At 64.6% G+C, this 16,169-nt stretch carries 19 protein-coding genes; 11 read left to right on the top strand and 8 right to left on the bottom strand.

Annotated elements, in window-relative coordinates:
• Positions 1-130 precede the first annotated feature (130 nt).
• The 3 genes from IT775_RS15915 to fabA are packed head-to-tail and all read right to left on the bottom strand — an operon-like array spanning position 131 to position 2,717.
• Entirely contained in the window at positions 131-922 is a 792-nt protein-coding gene (locus IT775_RS15915; RefSeq protein WP_212702213.1) for an enoyl-ACP reductase FabI, read from the bottom strand.
• A 6-nt stretch (positions 923-928) separates the two neighbouring features.
• A complete protein-coding gene (gene fabB, locus IT775_RS15910; protein WP_212702212.1) occupies positions 929-2,158 on the bottom strand; it encodes a beta-ketoacyl-ACP synthase I in 1,230 nt (409 codons plus the stop codon).
• 49 nt (positions 2,159-2,207) lie between these two features.
• Entirely contained in the window at positions 2,208-2,717 is a 510-nt protein-coding gene (fabA, locus tag IT775_RS15905) for a bifunctional 3-hydroxydecanoyl-ACP dehydratase/trans-2-decenoyl-ACP isomerase (protein WP_212702211.1), read from the bottom strand.
• Positions 2,718-2,885: 168 nt separating this feature from the next.
• On the opposite strand from fabA, the gene irrA reads away from it, so the two are divergent.
• Positions 2,886-3,311 (top strand): iron response transcriptional regulator IrrA, encoded by a 426-nt coding sequence (gene irrA / locus IT775_RS15900; protein ID WP_425519563.1) that lies wholly within the window; start codon positions 2,886-2,888, stop codon positions 3,309-3,311.
• Positions 3,312-3,449: 138 nt separating this feature from the next.
• Here the strand turns inward: irrA and IT775_RS15895 are convergent, their stop codons facing one another.
• Positions 3,450-4,037 carry a hypothetical protein gene (locus IT775_RS15895; protein ID WP_212702210.1) on the bottom strand — a complete coding sequence of 196 codons (588 nt, stop codon included), beginning with the start codon at positions 4,035-4,037 and terminating at the stop codon, positions 3,450-3,452.
• A gap of 252 nt (positions 4,038-4,289) precedes the next feature.
• Between IT775_RS15895 and IT775_RS15890 the strand changes: the two genes are divergently transcribed.
• Positions 4,290-5,156: an alpha/beta hydrolase family protein gene (locus tag IT775_RS15890; protein ID WP_212702209.1), complete on the top strand. Its 867-nt coding sequence runs from the start codon at positions 4,290-4,292 to the stop codon at positions 5,154-5,156.
• A gap of 70 nt (positions 5,157-5,226) precedes the next feature.
• On the opposite strand, the gene IT775_RS15885 is transcribed toward IT775_RS15890, so the two are convergent.
• Positions 5,227-5,655, bottom strand: coding sequence for an FKBP-type peptidyl-prolyl cis-trans isomerase (locus IT775_RS15885; protein WP_212702208.1), 429 nt, complete (start codon positions 5,653-5,655; stop codon positions 5,227-5,229).
• Positions 5,656-5,851: 196 nt separating this feature from the next.
• Here IT775_RS15885 and IT775_RS15880 point away from each other — a divergent pair, with 196 nt between their 5' ends.
• The 6 genes from IT775_RS15880 to pcaD all read left to right on the top strand — a co-directional run bounded on the left by IT775_RS15880 (position 5,852) and on the right by pcaD (position 11,081).
• Positions 5,852-6,538 (top strand): haloacid dehalogenase type II, encoded by a 687-nt coding sequence (locus IT775_RS15880; protein WP_212702207.1) that lies wholly within the window; start codon positions 5,852-5,854, stop codon positions 6,536-6,538.
• Positions 6,538-7,377 (top strand): alpha/beta fold hydrolase, encoded by an 840-nt coding sequence (locus IT775_RS15875; RefSeq protein ID WP_212702206.1) that lies wholly within the window; start codon positions 6,538-6,540, stop codon positions 7,375-7,377. Before IT775_RS15880 ends, IT775_RS15875 begins: the two co-directional genes overlap by 1 nt.
• Positions 7,374-8,348, top strand: a complete 975-nt coding sequence (locus IT775_RS15870) for a threonine ammonia-lyase (protein WP_212702205.1) — start codon at positions 7,374-7,376, stop codon at positions 8,346-8,348. The genes IT775_RS15875 and IT775_RS15870 overlap by 4 nt, the downstream gene beginning before the upstream one ends.
• A gap of 112 nt (positions 8,349-8,460) precedes the next feature.
• Entirely contained in the window at positions 8,461-8,919 is a 459-nt protein-coding gene (locus IT775_RS15865; protein ID WP_212702204.1) for a DUF4265 domain-containing protein, read from the top strand.
• A 59-nt stretch (positions 8,920-8,978) separates the two neighbouring features.
• A complete protein-coding gene (locus IT775_RS15860; RefSeq protein ID WP_212702203.1) occupies positions 8,979-10,181 on the top strand; it encodes an endonuclease/exonuclease/phosphatase family protein in 1,203 nt (400 codons plus the stop codon).
• A 111-nt stretch (positions 10,182-10,292) separates the two neighbouring features.
• Positions 10,293-11,081, top strand: a complete 789-nt coding sequence (pcaD, locus tag IT775_RS15855; protein ID WP_212702253.1) for a 3-oxoadipate enol-lactonase — start codon at positions 10,293-10,295, stop codon at positions 11,079-11,081.
• 37 nt (positions 11,082-11,118) lie between these two features.
• Here the strand turns inward: pcaD and IT775_RS15850 are convergent, their stop codons facing one another.
• From IT775_RS15850 to IT775_RS15840, 3 genes are read right to left on the bottom strand one after another with little or no spacing between them, the layout of a single operon-like run.
• A complete protein-coding gene (locus IT775_RS15850) occupies positions 11,119-11,355 on the bottom strand; it encodes a thioredoxin family protein (RefSeq protein WP_212702202.1) in 237 nt (78 codons plus the stop codon).
• A gap of 9 nt (positions 11,356-11,364) precedes the next feature.
• Positions 11,365-12,423, bottom strand: a complete 1,059-nt coding sequence (locus tag IT775_RS15845) for a permease (RefSeq protein WP_212702201.1) — start codon at positions 12,421-12,423, stop codon at positions 11,365-11,367.
• Entirely contained in the window at positions 12,420-12,710 is a 291-nt protein-coding gene (locus IT775_RS15840) for an ArsR/SmtB family transcription factor (RefSeq protein ID WP_212702200.1), read from the bottom strand. Before IT775_RS15840 ends, IT775_RS15845 begins: the two co-directional genes overlap by 4 nt.
• Before the next feature lie 284 nt (positions 12,711-12,994).
• Here IT775_RS15840 and IT775_RS15835 point away from each other — a divergent pair, with 284 nt between their 5' ends.
• From IT775_RS15835 to IT775_RS15825, 3 genes are read left to right on the top strand one after another with little or no spacing between them, the layout of a single operon-like run.
• Entirely contained in the window at positions 12,995-14,251 is a 1,257-nt protein-coding gene (locus IT775_RS15835; protein WP_212702199.1) for an efflux RND transporter periplasmic adaptor subunit, read from the top strand.
• The gene (locus tag IT775_RS15830) at positions 14,220-14,957 is read left to right on the top strand and encodes an ABC transporter ATP-binding protein (protein ID WP_246525648.1); all 738 of its coding nucleotides are present in this window, start codon (positions 14,220-14,222) and stop codon (positions 14,955-14,957) included. Before IT775_RS15835 ends, IT775_RS15830 begins: the two co-directional genes overlap by 32 nt.
• Positions 14,957-16,165 carry an ABC transporter permease gene (locus IT775_RS15825; protein ID WP_212702198.1) on the top strand — a complete coding sequence of 403 codons (1,209 nt, stop codon included), beginning with the start codon at positions 14,957-14,959 and terminating at the stop codon, positions 16,163-16,165. Before IT775_RS15830 ends, IT775_RS15825 begins: the two co-directional genes overlap by 1 nt.
• The last annotated feature ends 4 nt before the right edge of the window (positions 16,166-16,169 follow it).

The raw sequence follows: 16,169 nt of genomic DNA, 5'->3' as shown, positions 1-16,169 counted from the left end.
ATGCACGGGGCCGGACACGGAGCAAAGAAAGGGCCCGCCAAACAGGCGGGCCCTTTCTCGCTTGATCATGATCCGCTTCCCGTTGCCACCAACCGGCCAGGCGCCGGGGCGCCCGTGCCGATGGACAGGCTTACAGGTTCTCCGGCTGCGGCATGCCCAGCACGTGGTAACCACCATCGACACGGACGATCTCGCCGGTGGTAAAGGCCCCAGCCTCCGAGGCCAGGTAAACCGCCGTGCCGCCGACAGCTTCCAGCGTCGCGTTCGAGCGCAGCGGCGCGTTCTGGTCGGTGTGCTTGTAGGTCTTGCGCGCGCCGCCGATTGCGGCCCCCGCCAGCGTTTTCATCGGACCGGGCGAGATTGCGTTCACCCGGATGCCCTCCGGACCAAGGTCGTTGGCCAGGTAACGGGTCGCCGATTCCAGCGCCGCCTTGGCCACGCCCATCACGTTGTAATTCGGCGTCACCCGGTTCGACCCGCCATAGGTCAGGGTCAGCAGCGTGCCGCCGTTTTCCTTCATCATCGGATAGGCGCGCCGCGCCACGTCGATGAAGGAGTAGCAGGAGATATCCAGCGAATTCTTGAAATTGTCGCGGCTGGTATTGATGAAGCGCCCGGTCAGTTCGGCCTTGTCGGAATAGGCGATCGCATGGACCACGAAATCGATCATCGGCCAGCGGTCCGCCAGCTGAGCGAAGGCCGCGTCCAGCGACGCCTCGTCGGTGACGTCGACATCAACCATGAAATCGGATCCGACCGAGGCGGCCAGCGGCTCCAGCCGCTTGCCGAAGGCTTCGCCCTGGTAGGTGAAGGCCAGTTCCGCCCCCGCCTCGCTCATCGCCTTGGCGATGCCCCAGGCGATCGACCTCTCATTGGCGACGCCCATGATCAGGCCGCGTTTTCCGCTCAGAACTCCGCACATCCGCATTTACCCCAGGTATTTGGAAAGAAGCATCGACCCGTTGGTGCCGCCGAAACCGAAACTGTTGGTCATCACCGTGTCGAGACCCGCGTTTTCGACCAGCTTGGTGGCGATCTCTCCCTCGCGCAGGGCGGGATCGAGCGTGCCGACATTGATCGACGGGATGATGAAATCGTGCTCCAGCGCCAGCAGGCAGTAAATCGCTTCCTGCGCGCCGGTGGCCCCTTGGCTGTGGCCGGTCATCGACTTGGTCGAGGAAATCGGCGGCACGTAGTCGTCGCCGAAGACGCGGCGGACCGCTTCGACCTCGCCGACATCGCCGACCGGGGTCGAGGTGCCGTGCGCGTTGATGTAGCTGACCTTGCGGTCCTCGGCCAGGGTCGACAGCGCCAGCCGCATCGCCCGCTCGCCGCCCTCGCCCGAGGGCGCGACCATGTCGTGGCCGTCGGACGTTGCCGCGAAACCGGTCACTTCGGCATAGATCTTGGCGCCGCGCGCCAGCGCGCGTTCCAGATCTTCCAGCACCACGATGCCGCCGCCGCCCGAAATCACGAAGCCGTCGCGATCGGCGTCGAAAGCCCGCGAGGCCTTTTCCGGGGTGTCATTGTACTTAGAGCTCATCGCGCCCATCGCGTCGAACAGGCAGGACAGGGTCCAGTCCAATTCCTCGCCGCCGCCGGCGAACATCACGTCCTGCTTGCCCATCATGATCTGTTCCGCGGCATTGCCGATGCAATGCAGCGAAGTCGAACAGGCCGAGGTGATCGAATAGTTGATGCCCTTGATCTTGAAGGCGGTCGACAGGTTGGCCGAAATCGTCGATCCCATGCATTTGGGCACCGCGAAGGGTCCGATCCGCTTCGGGCTGCCCTTTTCCAGCACCGTCTGATGCGCCGCCAGCATGGCGCTGGTCGACGGCCCGCCGGACCCGGCCACCAGACCGGTGCGCGGGTTGACGATGTCGGCTTCGGTCAGCCCGGCATCATTGATCGCCTGTTGCATCGCGATATGGGCATAGGCCGCACCCGGCCCCATGAAGCGCAGGGTGCGCTTGTCGATATGTTCGGTGACGTCGATATCCACCGCGCCCGCAACCTGGCTGCGGAAGCCGTGTTCGATCATCGCCTCATTGGCGGTGATCCCCGATTTGCCCGCTTTCAGCGAGGCCAAGACCTCTTCGACGTTATTGCCGATGGACGAAACCACGCCCATCCCGGTAACCACTACTCGGCGCATCTGCGCTCTCCTTCTTTACCCAAGGGCGGTCTGTGCTTTCTCGGCTTTCTCAGCCTTCCGACAGAGCGACCTTCATGTCCTTGACCTGGTAGATAACCTCTCCATCGGCTTCCACAATACCATCGGCGACACCCATGGTCAGCCGGCGGGTCTGGATCGCCTTGGTGAAGTCGACCTTGTAGGTCAGCATCTTGCGGTCCGGGCGCACCATGCCGGTCAGCTTGACCTCGCCCACGCCCAGAGCATAGCCGCGCCCTTCCCAGCCGCGCCAGCCCAGGTTGAAGCCGGTCAGCTGCCACAGCCCGTCAAGGCCAAGGCAGCCGGGCATGATCGGATTGCCGGGGAAATGGCATTCGAAGAACCACAGGTCCGGATTGATGTCGAATTCGGCAACCACATGGCCCTTGCCGTGCAGGCCGCCATCGCCGGAAATCTCGGTGATCCGGTCCATCATCAGCATCGGCGGCGCGGGCAGCTGGGCATTGCCGGGGCCAAACAGTTCGCCACGGGCGCATTTCAGAAGGTCTTCCTTGTCGAAACTGCTCGGATATTGTGCCATTCTGGCCGCCCCCTTCGGGAAATATTGTTGCTTTCAATCTCCCTCTAGCACCCCGTGGGGAAGTCCTGCAAGTCCATGCACGCGGGCCTTGGCGGACAGATGCGACCTGTTTTCATTTGAATTCCACCGGTGGTCTCTCCTATATTGTCATATTAGGAAGGGAAGACGATGATGAAGCTGAGCACGCAACCGGCACAAAGAGGGTCCGAGTGGCTGGCAGGGGCAGGATTGCGCCCGACCCGTCAGCGGCTGACCCTGGCGTCGCTGCTGGTGGGCGACGGACAGCATCGCCACGTCACCGCCGAAAGCCTGTTCGCCGCGGTGCGCGAAACCGGCGAAAGCGTGTCGCTGGCCACGGTCTACAACACCCTGCGCACCTTCTGCGAAGCCGGGCTTATGCAGGAAGTCACCGTCGACGGGTCGAAAAGCTATTTCGACACCAATACCCACGATCACCCGCATTTCTTCTGGGAAGATGACGGCAAACTGACCGACGCGCCGACCGAGGAACTGGTCATCACCCGCCTGCCCGAGGCGCCGGAAGGCGCGGAAATCAGCTCTGTCGACGTGGTGATCAAGCTGCGCCGGAAATAACCGCCCTCGGTACGACTGCAGGGTGGGGTTTCCCCCATCATTCCCGAACATCCTTTGTTCATGCTGACGGGCATGGGTTCGCTTCGGACCTAGTGCCCGCGCCCCACCTCCGGCCCCCGGAATTTCAGCGCCGCGTGCTCATTCCTCGTCCTTCAGCCCGTTCCGCGATTTCACCAGCCCGCCGTGCCATCCCTCGCCATCTCCGTATTCCAGGAATTCGTGATAGTGGTCATGCCGCCCGTCGACCCGATCTGCGTGTTTGATCGGGCACCAATAGGCCTCGGTCCGGCCAGCGATTTCGCGGACATAGGAAATCAGCCCGTTGGCATAGCCGCAATAAACGCAGTTCAGCTTCTGCATCCCGTTGAGGTAGGCCAAGTGGTGACGGTCGATGCGGATGTGATCGCGGCGGCGCACCTTGGGGATGCCGTAGATCGGGAAACAGATCGCGTGATAGACCGTCACGAACAGATCCAGGATCACGAAGGGCACGATCAAGGAGTAGATCACCGGCGCGCTCAGCACCTCTTTCGGTCGGGTCCGGGCAAGGAAGCGCAGCAGCCTGACCCGCAATTGCCGGTGTGCCTTGCGGGTCTCTTCTTCGAACACCACCCGGCCATTTTCCAGCCGGTAGCGGAACTGCTTCCGCCGCTTGGACAGTTCGACTTCGAACTGTTCCTGCAACTCGCGAATGCGTTCGATCAGGGCTTCGGCTGGGCTGGGCATGGCGGACCTCAAGGTCTGGATGATGCTCCGAGCCTAGCACAACTGCTGCACAGGCCAAGACGAACCGATCCGTTCAAGTCGGGAACATGCATGTAAAAGCTGCCGCCACGGCACCCGGCTCCCGGCTCCCGGCTCCCGGCTCCCGGCTCCCGGCTCCCGCCGCAACGGCACTTTTTCCGCCGCCTAGTCAAGGCCGAAAACGCCGCGCTAGGCTGGGTGGGAAACACCCTGACCGATATGGTGATTGGCCCCATGACCGATATACGAACCGAACCCGTGACCTTCCCGGCCCGCGACGGCACAACGCTCGGCGGCACCGTCATCAGCGGCCCCGATCCGCAACGCGCGGTGCTGGTTTCCGCCGCCACAGGCTTTCCGCAGTATTACTACCACAAGGCGGCCCAGTATCTGGCCGGCCATAGCGCGCTGGTGCTGACCTATGATTACCGCGGCATCGGCGCATCGCGGGCCGGCGATCTGGCCGGGTCGGATATCGACATCGCCGACTGGGGCCGGTTCGACATGGCGGCGGCGGTCGACCTGCTGGCCGATCGCGCCGGCGGCCTGCCGATGGGCCACCTGACGCATAGTGTCGGTGGCCACCTTGTCGGATTGCTGGACAATCACGAAAAGGTCGACAAACACGCCTTCTTCGCGGTCGGGTCCGGGTTCTGGCCGTATCACAAACCGCATTACATCCCGCTGGAGCTCTATTTCTGGTGGGGTATCGGGGCGTGGTCGCTGATGCGGCACGGCTATCTGAAAACCGGCGGCGGCTGGACGGGCGAACCGCTGCCGCCCAAGGCCTTCCGCACCTGGCGGCGCTGGTCGCACCGGCGGCGGTATCTCGGCACCGATCTGGACAGCCGTTTGCAGCCACATGCCTATGGCGAAATCGCCGCTCCAATCCGGTCCTGGGTCTTTGCCGACGATCCCATCGCCACCGATCGCGCGGCACAGACGATCCAGGATCTCTACCCCGCCGCGCCCAAAACGCTCACCCGGCGCAGCCCTGCCGATTACGGGCTGAAACGGATCGGCCACGAAGGTGCCTTCCGCAGCGGGCGCGAAGCGATCTGGCAAGAGGTCTGGGACTGGTTCGCCGCCGCGGGCGCCTGACAGCTGAAAACGCGAAACGGCGGGCCTCACCGGCCCGCCGTTCTCATTTTCTTCCCGGGTCCAGCCGGGCTCAGCCGATGCTGACCAGTTCGATCGCGAAGGTCAGGTCCTTGCCCGCCAGCGGATGGTTGGCATCCAGGGTCACGGCTTCTTCGGTCACTTCGACGATGGTCACCGGCAACACCTGTCCCTCGGTGGTCTGCACCTGCAGCTGGGTACCGACCTCGAGCGGCAGGTCTGCGGGAACCTCGGCGCGCGGTACGGCCTGCACGGCCTGCGGGTTGGCTTCGCCATAGGCCTGGGCGCAGGGCACCTCGACCACCTTCTTTTCGCCGACCGTCATACCCGGCAGCGCCGCGTCCAGCCCCGGAATGATCTGGCCGGCGGCAACTTCGAATTCCAGCGGATCGCGGCCCTCGGATGAATCGAAAACCGATCCATCCGTCAACGTGCCGGTGTAGTGAATGCGTACGGTATCCCCCGTCTTGACCTGGGTCATCTGTCGTCCTGTCCTGCTTGAAATTGATCTGTGAGGCCGCCGGTTTGCCAGGGCGGGTACTCGGGATGATCCGGTCAGCCTACCCGCCCCGCCCGATGAATGCAAACAAGGGCCGCGAGCGCCGCAAATCGTGACAATTCCGGCCTTTCCCTCACCGCCGCGTCATGCCAACCTCTGCCCCGGGAGGAACCACTCAATGACAATCACCACTTGCATTTTCGACGCCTACGGCACCCTGTTCGACGTCGCCGCCGCCGCCCGGCAGGCCGCCGCTGAGCCGGGCAATGAAGCGCTGGCCAAAACCTGGCCGAAACTGTCCGAATACTGGCGGCTGAAACAGCTGCAATACAGCTGGCTGCGCGCCGTCATGGACGAACATACCGATTTCTGGCAGGTCACCCAGGACGGGCTCGACTGGTCGCTGGAAGCCTGCGGGCTCGACGGCGACGCGGTACTGCGCGACCGGCTGCTGGCGCTGTACCTGGAACTGCAGGCCTATCCGGAAGTGCCGAAGATGCTGGCCGATCTGAAAGCGGCCGGGATGAACACCGCGATCCTGTCGAACGGATCACCCGACATGCTGAAGGGCGCGGTCGACAGCGCCGGGATCGGCAACGTGCTTGACGACGTGCTTTCGGTGGAAAGCGTCGGCGTGTTCAAACCGGCGCGGCAGGTCTACGACCTTGTCGGCGAACGCTTCGGCTGCAACGACGACGAGGTGCTGTTCGTGTCCTCCAACGGCTGGGATGCGGGGGCGGCATCCGGTTACGGCTTCACCACCGCTTGGGTCAACCGCGGCGGCGATCCGGTCGACCGCTTGCCGGGCAAGCCGCATCACATCCTGTCCGACCTGACCACCATCCCCGACATCGCGAGGTCCTGATGCCGCATTTTTCCAGCTCCGACGGCCTGTCACTCTATTACGAAGACGAAGGCCACGGCCTGCCGGTCCTGTGCCTGTCCGGCCTGACCCGCAATTGCCGCGATTTCGACTTCGTGGCGCCGCAGCTGGAAGGGTGCCGGATGATCCGGATGGATTACCGCGGCCGTGGGCAGTCCGACCACGCCGCGGATTATAAAAGCTACAACCTGCCGCGCGAAGCGCAGGATGCGCTGGAACTGCTCGATCACCTCGGGCTGGACAAGGCGGCGATCCTCGGCACCTCGCGCGGCGGCATGATCGGCATGGGGCTGGCGATGGGGGCCAAGGACCGGCTTCTGGGCGTCTGCCTGAACGATGTCGGCCCGGTGCTGGAAGGCAGCGGGATCGAGGTGATCATGACCTATCTCGGGCTGCAGCCCGAATTCCGCGACCTCGACGAAATGGCGCGCGCGCGCAAGGCGGCGATGGAGGAAAAATTCCCCGGCGTGCCGCTGGACCGCTGGCGCGCGGAAGTCACCCGCACCCATGTCGAAACTCCCGACGGCGTGCGGCTGAACTACGACCCGAAACTGCGCGACGCGGTGCTGGAAGCCACCAATGCCGCGCCCGACCTCTGGCCCTATTTCGATGCCATCGCGCCGCTGCCCTGCGCCGTCATCCACGGCGCGAACTCGGATCTGCTCAGTTTCCAGACGGTTGCGGAGATGAAACGCCGAAATCCCGACCTGATCGTCGCGCATGTCGCCGACCGGGCGCATGTTCCGTTTCTGGACGAACCCGAGGCGCAGGCGGCGCTCAACGACTGGCTGCAACGCCTCAGCAATGGAGAACAGACATGAATATCGAGATGATCGAAGCCGCCGCCGGACGGTTGGCGGGCAAGGCACGGAAAACGCCGCTGCTGTCTTCGCCATTCCTGGATGAAATCGCCGGGCGCCGGATACTGGTGAAATCCGAATGCCTGCAGCATACCGGCAGCTTCAAGTTCCGCGGCGGCTGGGCGGCGGTTTCGGCGCTCGATCCCGACACCCGTGCCAAGGGCGTCATCGCCTTTTCCAGCGGCAACCACGCCCAGGGTGTCGCCTATGCCGCCCAACAGCACGGCGTGCCCTCGGTGATCATCATGCCGGCCGACGCGCCGCAGCTGAAGATCGACAACACCCGCGCGCTCGGCGCCGAGGTGGTGCTTTATGACCGCGAAACCGAGGACCGCCGCGAAATCGGCGCAAGGATGTCCGAAGAACGCGGGCTGACGCTGATCAAGCCATTCGACGATCCGGTGGTGATCGCGGGCCAAGGCACGATGGGGCTGGAAATCGCCGAACAGGCCAAGGAAGAAGGTGTCGAGCAGGCCGAGGTCCTGGTCCCCTGCGGCGGCGGCGGCATGACCTCGGGCATCGCACTGGCGCTGGAGGCCCGCGCACCCGGCATGACGGTCCGGCCCTGCGAACCCGAAGGCTTCGACGACGCCAAACGCTCGATGCTCAGTGGCCGGATCGAACGCAACGCGCATACGACCGGGTCGATCTGCGACGCGATCCTGACGCCTACGGTGGGCGACATCACCTTCCCGATCCTGCAGCGGCTCTGCGGCCCGGGCATCGTGGTCAGCGACGACGACTGCCTGCACGCGATGGCGCAGGCCTTCCTTCGGCTGAAGCTGGTGATCGAACCGGGCGGCGCGGCGGCGCTGGCGGCGGCGCTGAAGCACGGCGACGAACTCACATCCGACACGGTGATCGTGGTCGCCTCGGGCGGCAACGTGGATCCGGACATGTATATCCGGGCGTTGCAGGGCCTATCCGTCTGAGGGGCCCGGCGCGCGCCGGGCGATCCCCCGCCAGCGCGGGCGGGGCCGCCCCTGTCCTGCCGCGCAATCCGTGCGGCAGATTTCGAGGCTGAAAACGGAAAACCGCACCGCCATGGCCAATATCGGCAAACTGACAATCGAACTTCCCGACGACACCTGGCACGGGCAGGCCAGCGAAAGCATCTTCGTCGAAGGGCTTGGGCAGGACCGCTACCGCCTGCAGAACTCCCCCTTTTTCGCCACCGGGCTGAGCTATCGCGATATCGTCATCGCCCGCAAACGCGGTCCGCAGTTGGTGTTCGAAAAGCTGCTGTTCATCGGCGGGCATTCCACCTACCGGATCATTCGGTCGGAAAATGCCGATCAAAGGGATTTCAGGACCTACTGGACCCCGCTTCAGGATCTGGGCTGCACCTACGACCAAGGCAATTTCGGCTACATGCTCTACGCGGTGGACATCCCGCCCGATACGGATATCGAACCCGCCCGCGCCCTGCTGGAGGCCGGCGCGGCGGCAGGCGTCTGGGACGTCGAGGAAGGCGCCATCGGGCATCTCGTCGTGAAAAGCTGACGATTTACGTATATCACGATCCCAGGCAGAGTTTTCAGCACGCAATCACAGGCCCGCCCATGACCCGTTTCACCATCGCCAGTTTCAACATCAAGAACCTGATCGGCCCGGACAAGGAATATTACGAATTCCAGACCTACACGCCGGAAGAATACGCCTGGAAACTCGACTGGGTCGCCGACCAGATCCTGACCATGGATGCCGATATCGTCGGCTTCCAGGAAGTGTTCGAGGAAGACGCCCTGCGCGAGGTCATCGAAGAGGCCGATATCCGGGGCGAAGCCTACAACGCGGCCGTCATCCCCGACGCCTCGAAACGCTATCACAAGAAGGCGGTGTTTCGGAAACTCGGCTACAGGTCTTACCGCGACGCGGAAATCGCCTTCGCGCCCAATTCGAACGACACCGGCCTGCCGGGCCAACGCCGCCCCGGCATCGCTATCCTGTCGCGCATGGGGTTCGTCGGCGCGCCGGAAATCATTCAGGACCTCGACGATCCGCTTTCCATCCCGTTCCGCGAACTGACCGGCGAGGATTGCGGCCATTACACCCTGTCGCGCCTGTCGCGCCCGATCCTCAAGGTGCGGGTGCCGGTGGGCAATGACGTGATCAGCGTGTTCTGCTGCCACCTGAAATCCAAGCTCGGCGAATATCACAAGCCCCCCGGCGCCCCCTTCGCGCCCGAGGCCGATCTGACCCGCTACAATCCGGTGGGCCGCGCCATGGGGGCCCTGCGCAGCGGCGTGCGGCGGATGGCCGAGGCCTGGGTGCTGCGCCGCGCCATCGTGGCGGAACTGGACAAGGGCCGCCCGGTCATCGCTTTGGGCGATTTCAACGACGGCGAACATTCGGTCAGTTCCGAAATCGTCGCCGGCGAGGTGCCGTTCATCAACTATGCCTGGATGCTGCGCCACAACGCGCGGGACGAAGACGATCGTTATTCGCGCGAAGAGGCCAAGCTGATCACCGACGCGGTGGAACGGGTGCGGCTGCATTCGGCGGAAAAGCTGTTCGTGCGCAAATCGCAGCGCGACATGGTCTATACGGCGGCCTTCGGCGGAGTTTACGAATCCGTCGACCAGATTTTCCTCAGCCGCCATTTCCATCCCGATTACAAGAAGCGGATCGGCAAGATGGAATATTTCAGCACCTTCAACGACCACATCACCGACGGGTCGCACCCCGAGGCGCCCTATAACAAGCTCGCCTCTGACCACGGCCAGATCATGGCGCATATCCGGCTGGGAGTTGAGGAGGACTAGGGGGCGCCGTATTGGGCGCGATCCGGGGGACGGCAAAATGCGAAGATGTCGTTTGACCCCGCCGCGCTTTTCCCCGACTTTCCCGGCAAAACGACCGCAGGGGGAACCGCCATGCACATCGCCGATCTCGGAGACATCAAGCTGCACTACCGCGAAGACGGCGACCCGGACGGCGCGCCGATCGTGTTCGCCAATTCGCTCGGCACCGATCTGCGGCTCTGGGACAAGATCGTGCCGCGCCTGCCCGAGGGACTGCGCATCATCCGCTTCGACAAGCGCGGCCACGGGCTTTCCGATTGCCCGCCCGGCCCCTATTCGATGGGCACGCTGGTGCGCGATACCGAACGGCTGCTGGATCACCTGCAGGTCAAGGACTGCGTCTTCGTCGGGCTTTCCATCGGCGGCATGATCGCGCAGGGGCTGGCGGTCAAACGGCTCGACCTCGTGCGCGCGCTGGTGCTGTCGAACACGGCGGCCAAGATCGGTCAGCCGCAGATGTGGCAGGACCGGATCGAAGCGGTCAAACAGGACGGCATCGAAGCCTTGGCAGACGCCACGATGGAACGCTGGTTCGCCCGCCCGTTCCGCGAAACCGCCGAAATGACCGGCTGGCGCAACATGATGACCCGGCAGCCGGAAGAAGGCTACATGGGCTGCTGCGCCGCGATCGCGGGCACCGATTTCTACACGCCCACCAGCGGGTTGCGGCTGCCGACGCTGGGCATCGCCGGGTCCGATGACGGATCGACCCCGCCCGACCTGGTGCGCGAAACCGTCGACCTGATCCCGGGATCGAAATTCCACCTGATCCGCCGCGCCGGGCATATCCCCTGCGTCGAACAGCCCGAGGAATACGCCGATACGCTGATCGGGTTCCTGAAAGAGGTCGGGCACGTGTAATCCCGCGCCCGGCCCGGAAGCGCTGGCGGCGCGGCGCTCAGCCCGCCAACCAGCCGTCCAGCTTTGCCTTGTCCGGCAAGCCGCCCGCATGGACCAGCTTGCCGTCGACCGTGATCCCCGGCGTCGACATCACGCCCGCCATCGCGATTTCGCGCGGGTCGGTGACCTTTTCCACTTCGACCTTGACACCCAGCTTCGACGCGGCTTCGCGTACCATTTCGGCGGTCGTTTCACAGCGCTTGCAGCCGGGGCCGTAGACTTTGACAGTTTTCATGACAGTTCCTCAGAAAATCAGGTTGAACAGGAAACCCACGGCCAGGATGCCGGAGGCGACGGTGCCGATGAACACGGCGATCAGGCGCAGCTTCAGGACCTGGTGCAGGATGATCATTTCGGGCAGCGACAGCGCGATCACGCTCATCATGAAGGCCAAAACGGTACCGATCGCCGCGCCCTTGCCCAACAAAGCCTCGATGATCGGGATGACGCCGGCGGCATTGGTGTACATCGGGATGCCCATGACCACGGCGGCGGGCACCGACCACCAGGCATCCGCCCCCATGATCCGCGCCATCAGGTCCTCGGGGACATAGCCGTGGATCAACGCGCCCATGCCGATGCCGGCGATGATCCAGATCCAGACCTTGGCGAAAACCTCGCGCACCGCCTCAATGCCCAGCCGGTAACGGTCGCTCATCGTCAACTGTTCACCTTCCAGCATCTCCGGCACATTGGCGCCGGAATGGATGTCGCGCACCCAGTCCTGCAACCAGCCTTCCAGCCGCAGCTTGCCGATGATGAGCCCCGCCACAACGGCGATGGCCAGACCGAAACCGAGATAGGTCAGCGCCACTTTCCAGCCGACCAGCCCGAACAGCAGGACCAGGGCGACCTCGTTGACCATCGGCGCCGCGATGAGGAAGGAAAAGGTCACCCCCAACGGCACCCCGGCCGACACGAAACCGATAAACAGCGGCACCGCCGAACAGGAACAGAACGGGGTCAGGACGCCCAGCCCCGAGGCCAGCACGTTACCGATCCCCTCGCGCCGCCCGGACAGCACCGCGCGGGTCTTTTCCGGGCTGAAGAAACTGCGCACCACGCCCATCGCGAAAACGATCAGCGTCAGCAGCATCATCACCTTGGGCACGTCGTAGAAGAAGAAAGCCAGCGCCTCGCCGGTATGGCTGGCACGCTCGACAGGCAGCAGCGCCACCAGCCATTCGGCAAACGGCACCAGTTGCTGATAGACCAGCCACCAGGCCACGACGAAGCCGACAACGCCCAGATGCCATTGCCATTCAGGCCGGTCGGGATGCGGCGTCGATACATCGCTTGTCATGCTGCTTTCCTTTCCTGGTTCCTGCGGCAGGCCAGAATGGCTTCGACCGCGGCGGCGACATCCGCCGGAAGATCGGGATTGATCCGGTAACGGACCCATTGCGCATCGCGCCGGTCGATCACCAGCCCAGCCGATTTCAGCACGCCCATGTGCCGCGACATTCGCGATTGCGTGGCCGAGCAGCGCTCCATCAATTCGCAAACGCAATGTTCGCCGTGATCGGCAAGCACATGCATCGCGTTCAATCGCGTGGGTTCGGACAGGGCGTTCAGGACAGTCAGGATCATTTGGGCCTCCTATATGCGCCCATACGCATATGCGGGTATCCGCGCAAGGGCTTCGCCGCCGTAAAAGCCGCCCTGCGACGAAAGATCACAACTGGGGCCAACGCCATCCGCCGCAACACGATGATGCGCCCGACGCCCCGGTCCGATGGTGAAAAACCGGCCCGGCGCCCGCCCCCACCATGCCCGGACCGGCAGAACGAATTTCTTGCGACGGAACCGCTACACTGCGACCGTTGAAGCAAGACCGGCAGAGATTCGCCGGAACCGCCCTGGAGATCCGAGGCATGAGCACAGACGCAGACGATATTTCCAAAACCCTGGCGCTCGGGGTGTCGCGCCGGCGTCCCTGGCGCTGGATCGGTCTTGCCGTGCTGGCGGCGATCTTGGCCGGCGGGGCCTATTACTACCGCGCGACCGCGCCCGACGGGCAGGTGCGCTACATCACCGAACCGGTCAGCCGTGGCGGGGTCGAGGTCGTGGTCTCCGCCACCGGGTCGATCGAACCGACCAACCTGTACGAAATCTCCAGCGAATTGTCCGGCACCATCGCCGCGGTGCACGTGGACTACAACGACTGGGTCGAAGACGGGACCGTGCTGGCCACGCTCGACACCAGTAAGCTCGAAGCACAGCTTGCGGTGCAAAAGGCCTCGCTCGCCTCGGCCGAGGCCAAGATCACGCTGGCGCAGGCTTCGCTCGACGAGGCGCGCAAGACTCTTGAACGCGGCCAGGAATTGTCGCGGCGCGGCGTCGAAACCGAACAGGTCCTGATCGGCCAGCAGGCCGCCTTCGCCCGGGCCGGGGCCGAACTGCAATCCGCCATCGCCAACCGCGACCTAGCCGCTGCCAACCTGGAATTGGTGCAGACCGACCTGACCAAGGCCTGCATCTGTTCGCCGGTCGACGGCGTGGTGCTGAACCGGGCGGCGGAAGAGGGCCAGATCGTCGCCGCCTCGCTGTCGGCGCCGGTGCTGTTCACCGTGGCCGAGGACCTGACCCAGATGGAGCTACAGATCGATATCGACGAGGCCGATATCGGCCGCGTCAAGGTCGGCCAGCAGGCGCGCTTCACCGTCGATGCCTATGACGACCGCGTGTTCCCGGCCGAAATCGCAAAGCTGCGCTTCGCCCACGAAACGGTGGAGGGGGTGGTGACCTACAAGGGCATCCTGACGCTGGACAATTCCGACATGGCGCTGCTGCCGGGGATGACGGCGACGGCGGAAATCGTCACCGCCTCGGTCGAAGACGCGCTGCTGGTGCCGAACGCCGCGCTGCGCTTTTCCCCGCCGGTCGCGGTCGAAGACGACGGCGACGAAGGTGGCAGCGGCTTGCTGGGACTGGTGTTTTCCCGGCGCCCCGACAGCGCCCGGCGCGTCGACGGCGACAGCGCCCCGGTGGTCTGGGTGCTGCGCGACGGCGGGCCGGCGGAACTGCGGGTCGAAACCGGCCCGAGCGACGGCACCGTCACCGTGATCCAGCCGGGCAGCGGGTTGCAGGAGGGCGATCTTGTCATCACCGACCGCTTCGTTGCCGACTGACCGGCCCGACCCCGTCATCGCCTTTCGCGACATCACCCGCATCTACGGGCGCGGCGACGCACGGGTGCGGGCGCTCGATGGGGTCACGCTGGACATCGCCAAGGGCGATTTCGTGGCGATCATGGGCCCGTCCGGATCGGGCAAGTCGACAGCGCTGAACGTGATGGGCTGCCTCGACCGGCCAAGCGTCGGGCAGTACCTGTTCAAGGGCGTCGATGTCGCCAACCTGACCCGCGATCAGCGCGCCCTGCTGCGGCGGCATTACCTTGGCTTCGTGTTTCAGGGCTACAACCTGCTGCCGCGGATGACGGCGCTGCAGAATGTCGAACTGCCGATGATCTATCAGGGCAAGCCGCGCGCCGAACGCGATGCCCGCGCCATCGCGGCGCTGGACAAGGTCGGGCTGGTCCACCGGGCCCGGCACGACCCGTCGCAGATGTCGGGCGGCGAACAGCAGCGGGTGGCGATCGCCCGCGCGCTGGCCGGCGGTCCCAGCGTGGTGCTGGCCGATGAACCGACCGGCAATCTCGACACCAAGCGGTCGACCGAAATCGTCGAACTGCTGCAAAGGCTCAACCGCGAAGACGGGCTGACCATCGTCATGGTGACCCACGAAGAAGACATGGCCGAATTCGCCGACCGGGTGGTCTGGATGGTCGACGGGCGCGTCGCGTCCATGCGCAAGACCGGCGGAGGGCGCGGCTGATGTTCTGGGAAACCGTGAAGCTCGCGGTGCAGGCGATCCTGCGCAACCCGATGCGGTCCTTCCTGACCGTGCTGGGCGTGGTGATCGGCGTGGCGGCGGTGATCACCATGGTCACGCTGGGGCGCGGATCGACCGCGCAGGTGACCGAGGATATCGAAAAGCTGGGCGCCAACCTGCTGATGCTGACCCCGGGACAGGCGCGTTTCGGGCCCAGTGCCAACACCAACACCGCGCGCGCCTTCGATGAACGCGATATCGACACCATCATCGACCAGCTGGCCAGCGTCGAAACCGCCGCGCCGACGACCTCTTCGTCGATGGTGGCGGTGTTCGGCAACGTCAATTACCGCACCCAGGTCACCGGCACCACTATGAACTACCTGCAGACCACCGACTGGGCCATCACGCAGGGCCGCGGCTTCACCCGCGCCGAGGAGGATTCCGGAAAGCAGGTCTGCATCCTCGGCGACACCCTGCGCGCGGAACTCTTCGGCAGTGCCGATGCGGTCGGCGAAACCATCCGGCTCGGCACGCTGTCGTGCAACGTGGTGGGGGTTCTCGAAGCCAAGGGCGCATCCTCCTTCGGTACCGATCAGGACGATATCGTGATCGTTCCCTTCCGCACCTTCGCCCGGCGCATCGCCGGCACCTCTGATGTCCGGCTGGTCTTCATCGCGGTGCGCGACGGGTTTTCCACCGACCGGGCCACCGACGACCTGACCGCGCTGTTGCGCGAAATGCGCCGCATCGGTCCGGGGGAAGAGGACGATTTTTCCATCCGCGGGATGGAGGAAATGGCATCGATGCTGACCGGGATCACCGACGTCCTGACCGGGCTTCTGTCGACGGTGGCGGCGGTCAGCCTGCTGGTCGGCGGTATCGGCATCATGAACATCATGCTGGTGTCGGTCACCGAACGGACGCGGGAAATCGGCATCCGCATGGCTGTGGGCGCGCAGGCCCGCCAGGTGCTGATGCAGTTCTTGGTCGAAGCGGTGGTGCTGTCGGGGCTTGGCGGGGTGATCGGCGTGGTGCTGGGGCTGGCCTTCGGCGCCCTGGGGTCGAACATGCTGAACGTGCCCTTCGTGATCGACCCGCAGATCGTGCTGATCGCCTTTGCCTTCTCGGTGCTGGTCGGCGTCGTCTTCGGCTATTTCCCGGCCCGCCGGGCGGCGCAGATGGACCCGATCGAAGCGTTGCGCCACTAGCACC

The sequence above is a fragment of the Thalassovita aquimarina genome (genome assembly GCF_018219815.1).
Taxonomy (GTDB): Bacteria; Pseudomonadota; Alphaproteobacteria; order Rhodobacterales; family Rhodobacteraceae; genus Thalassobius; species Thalassobius aquimarinus.
This window is presented reverse-complemented; position numbering and strand designations above follow the sequence as displayed.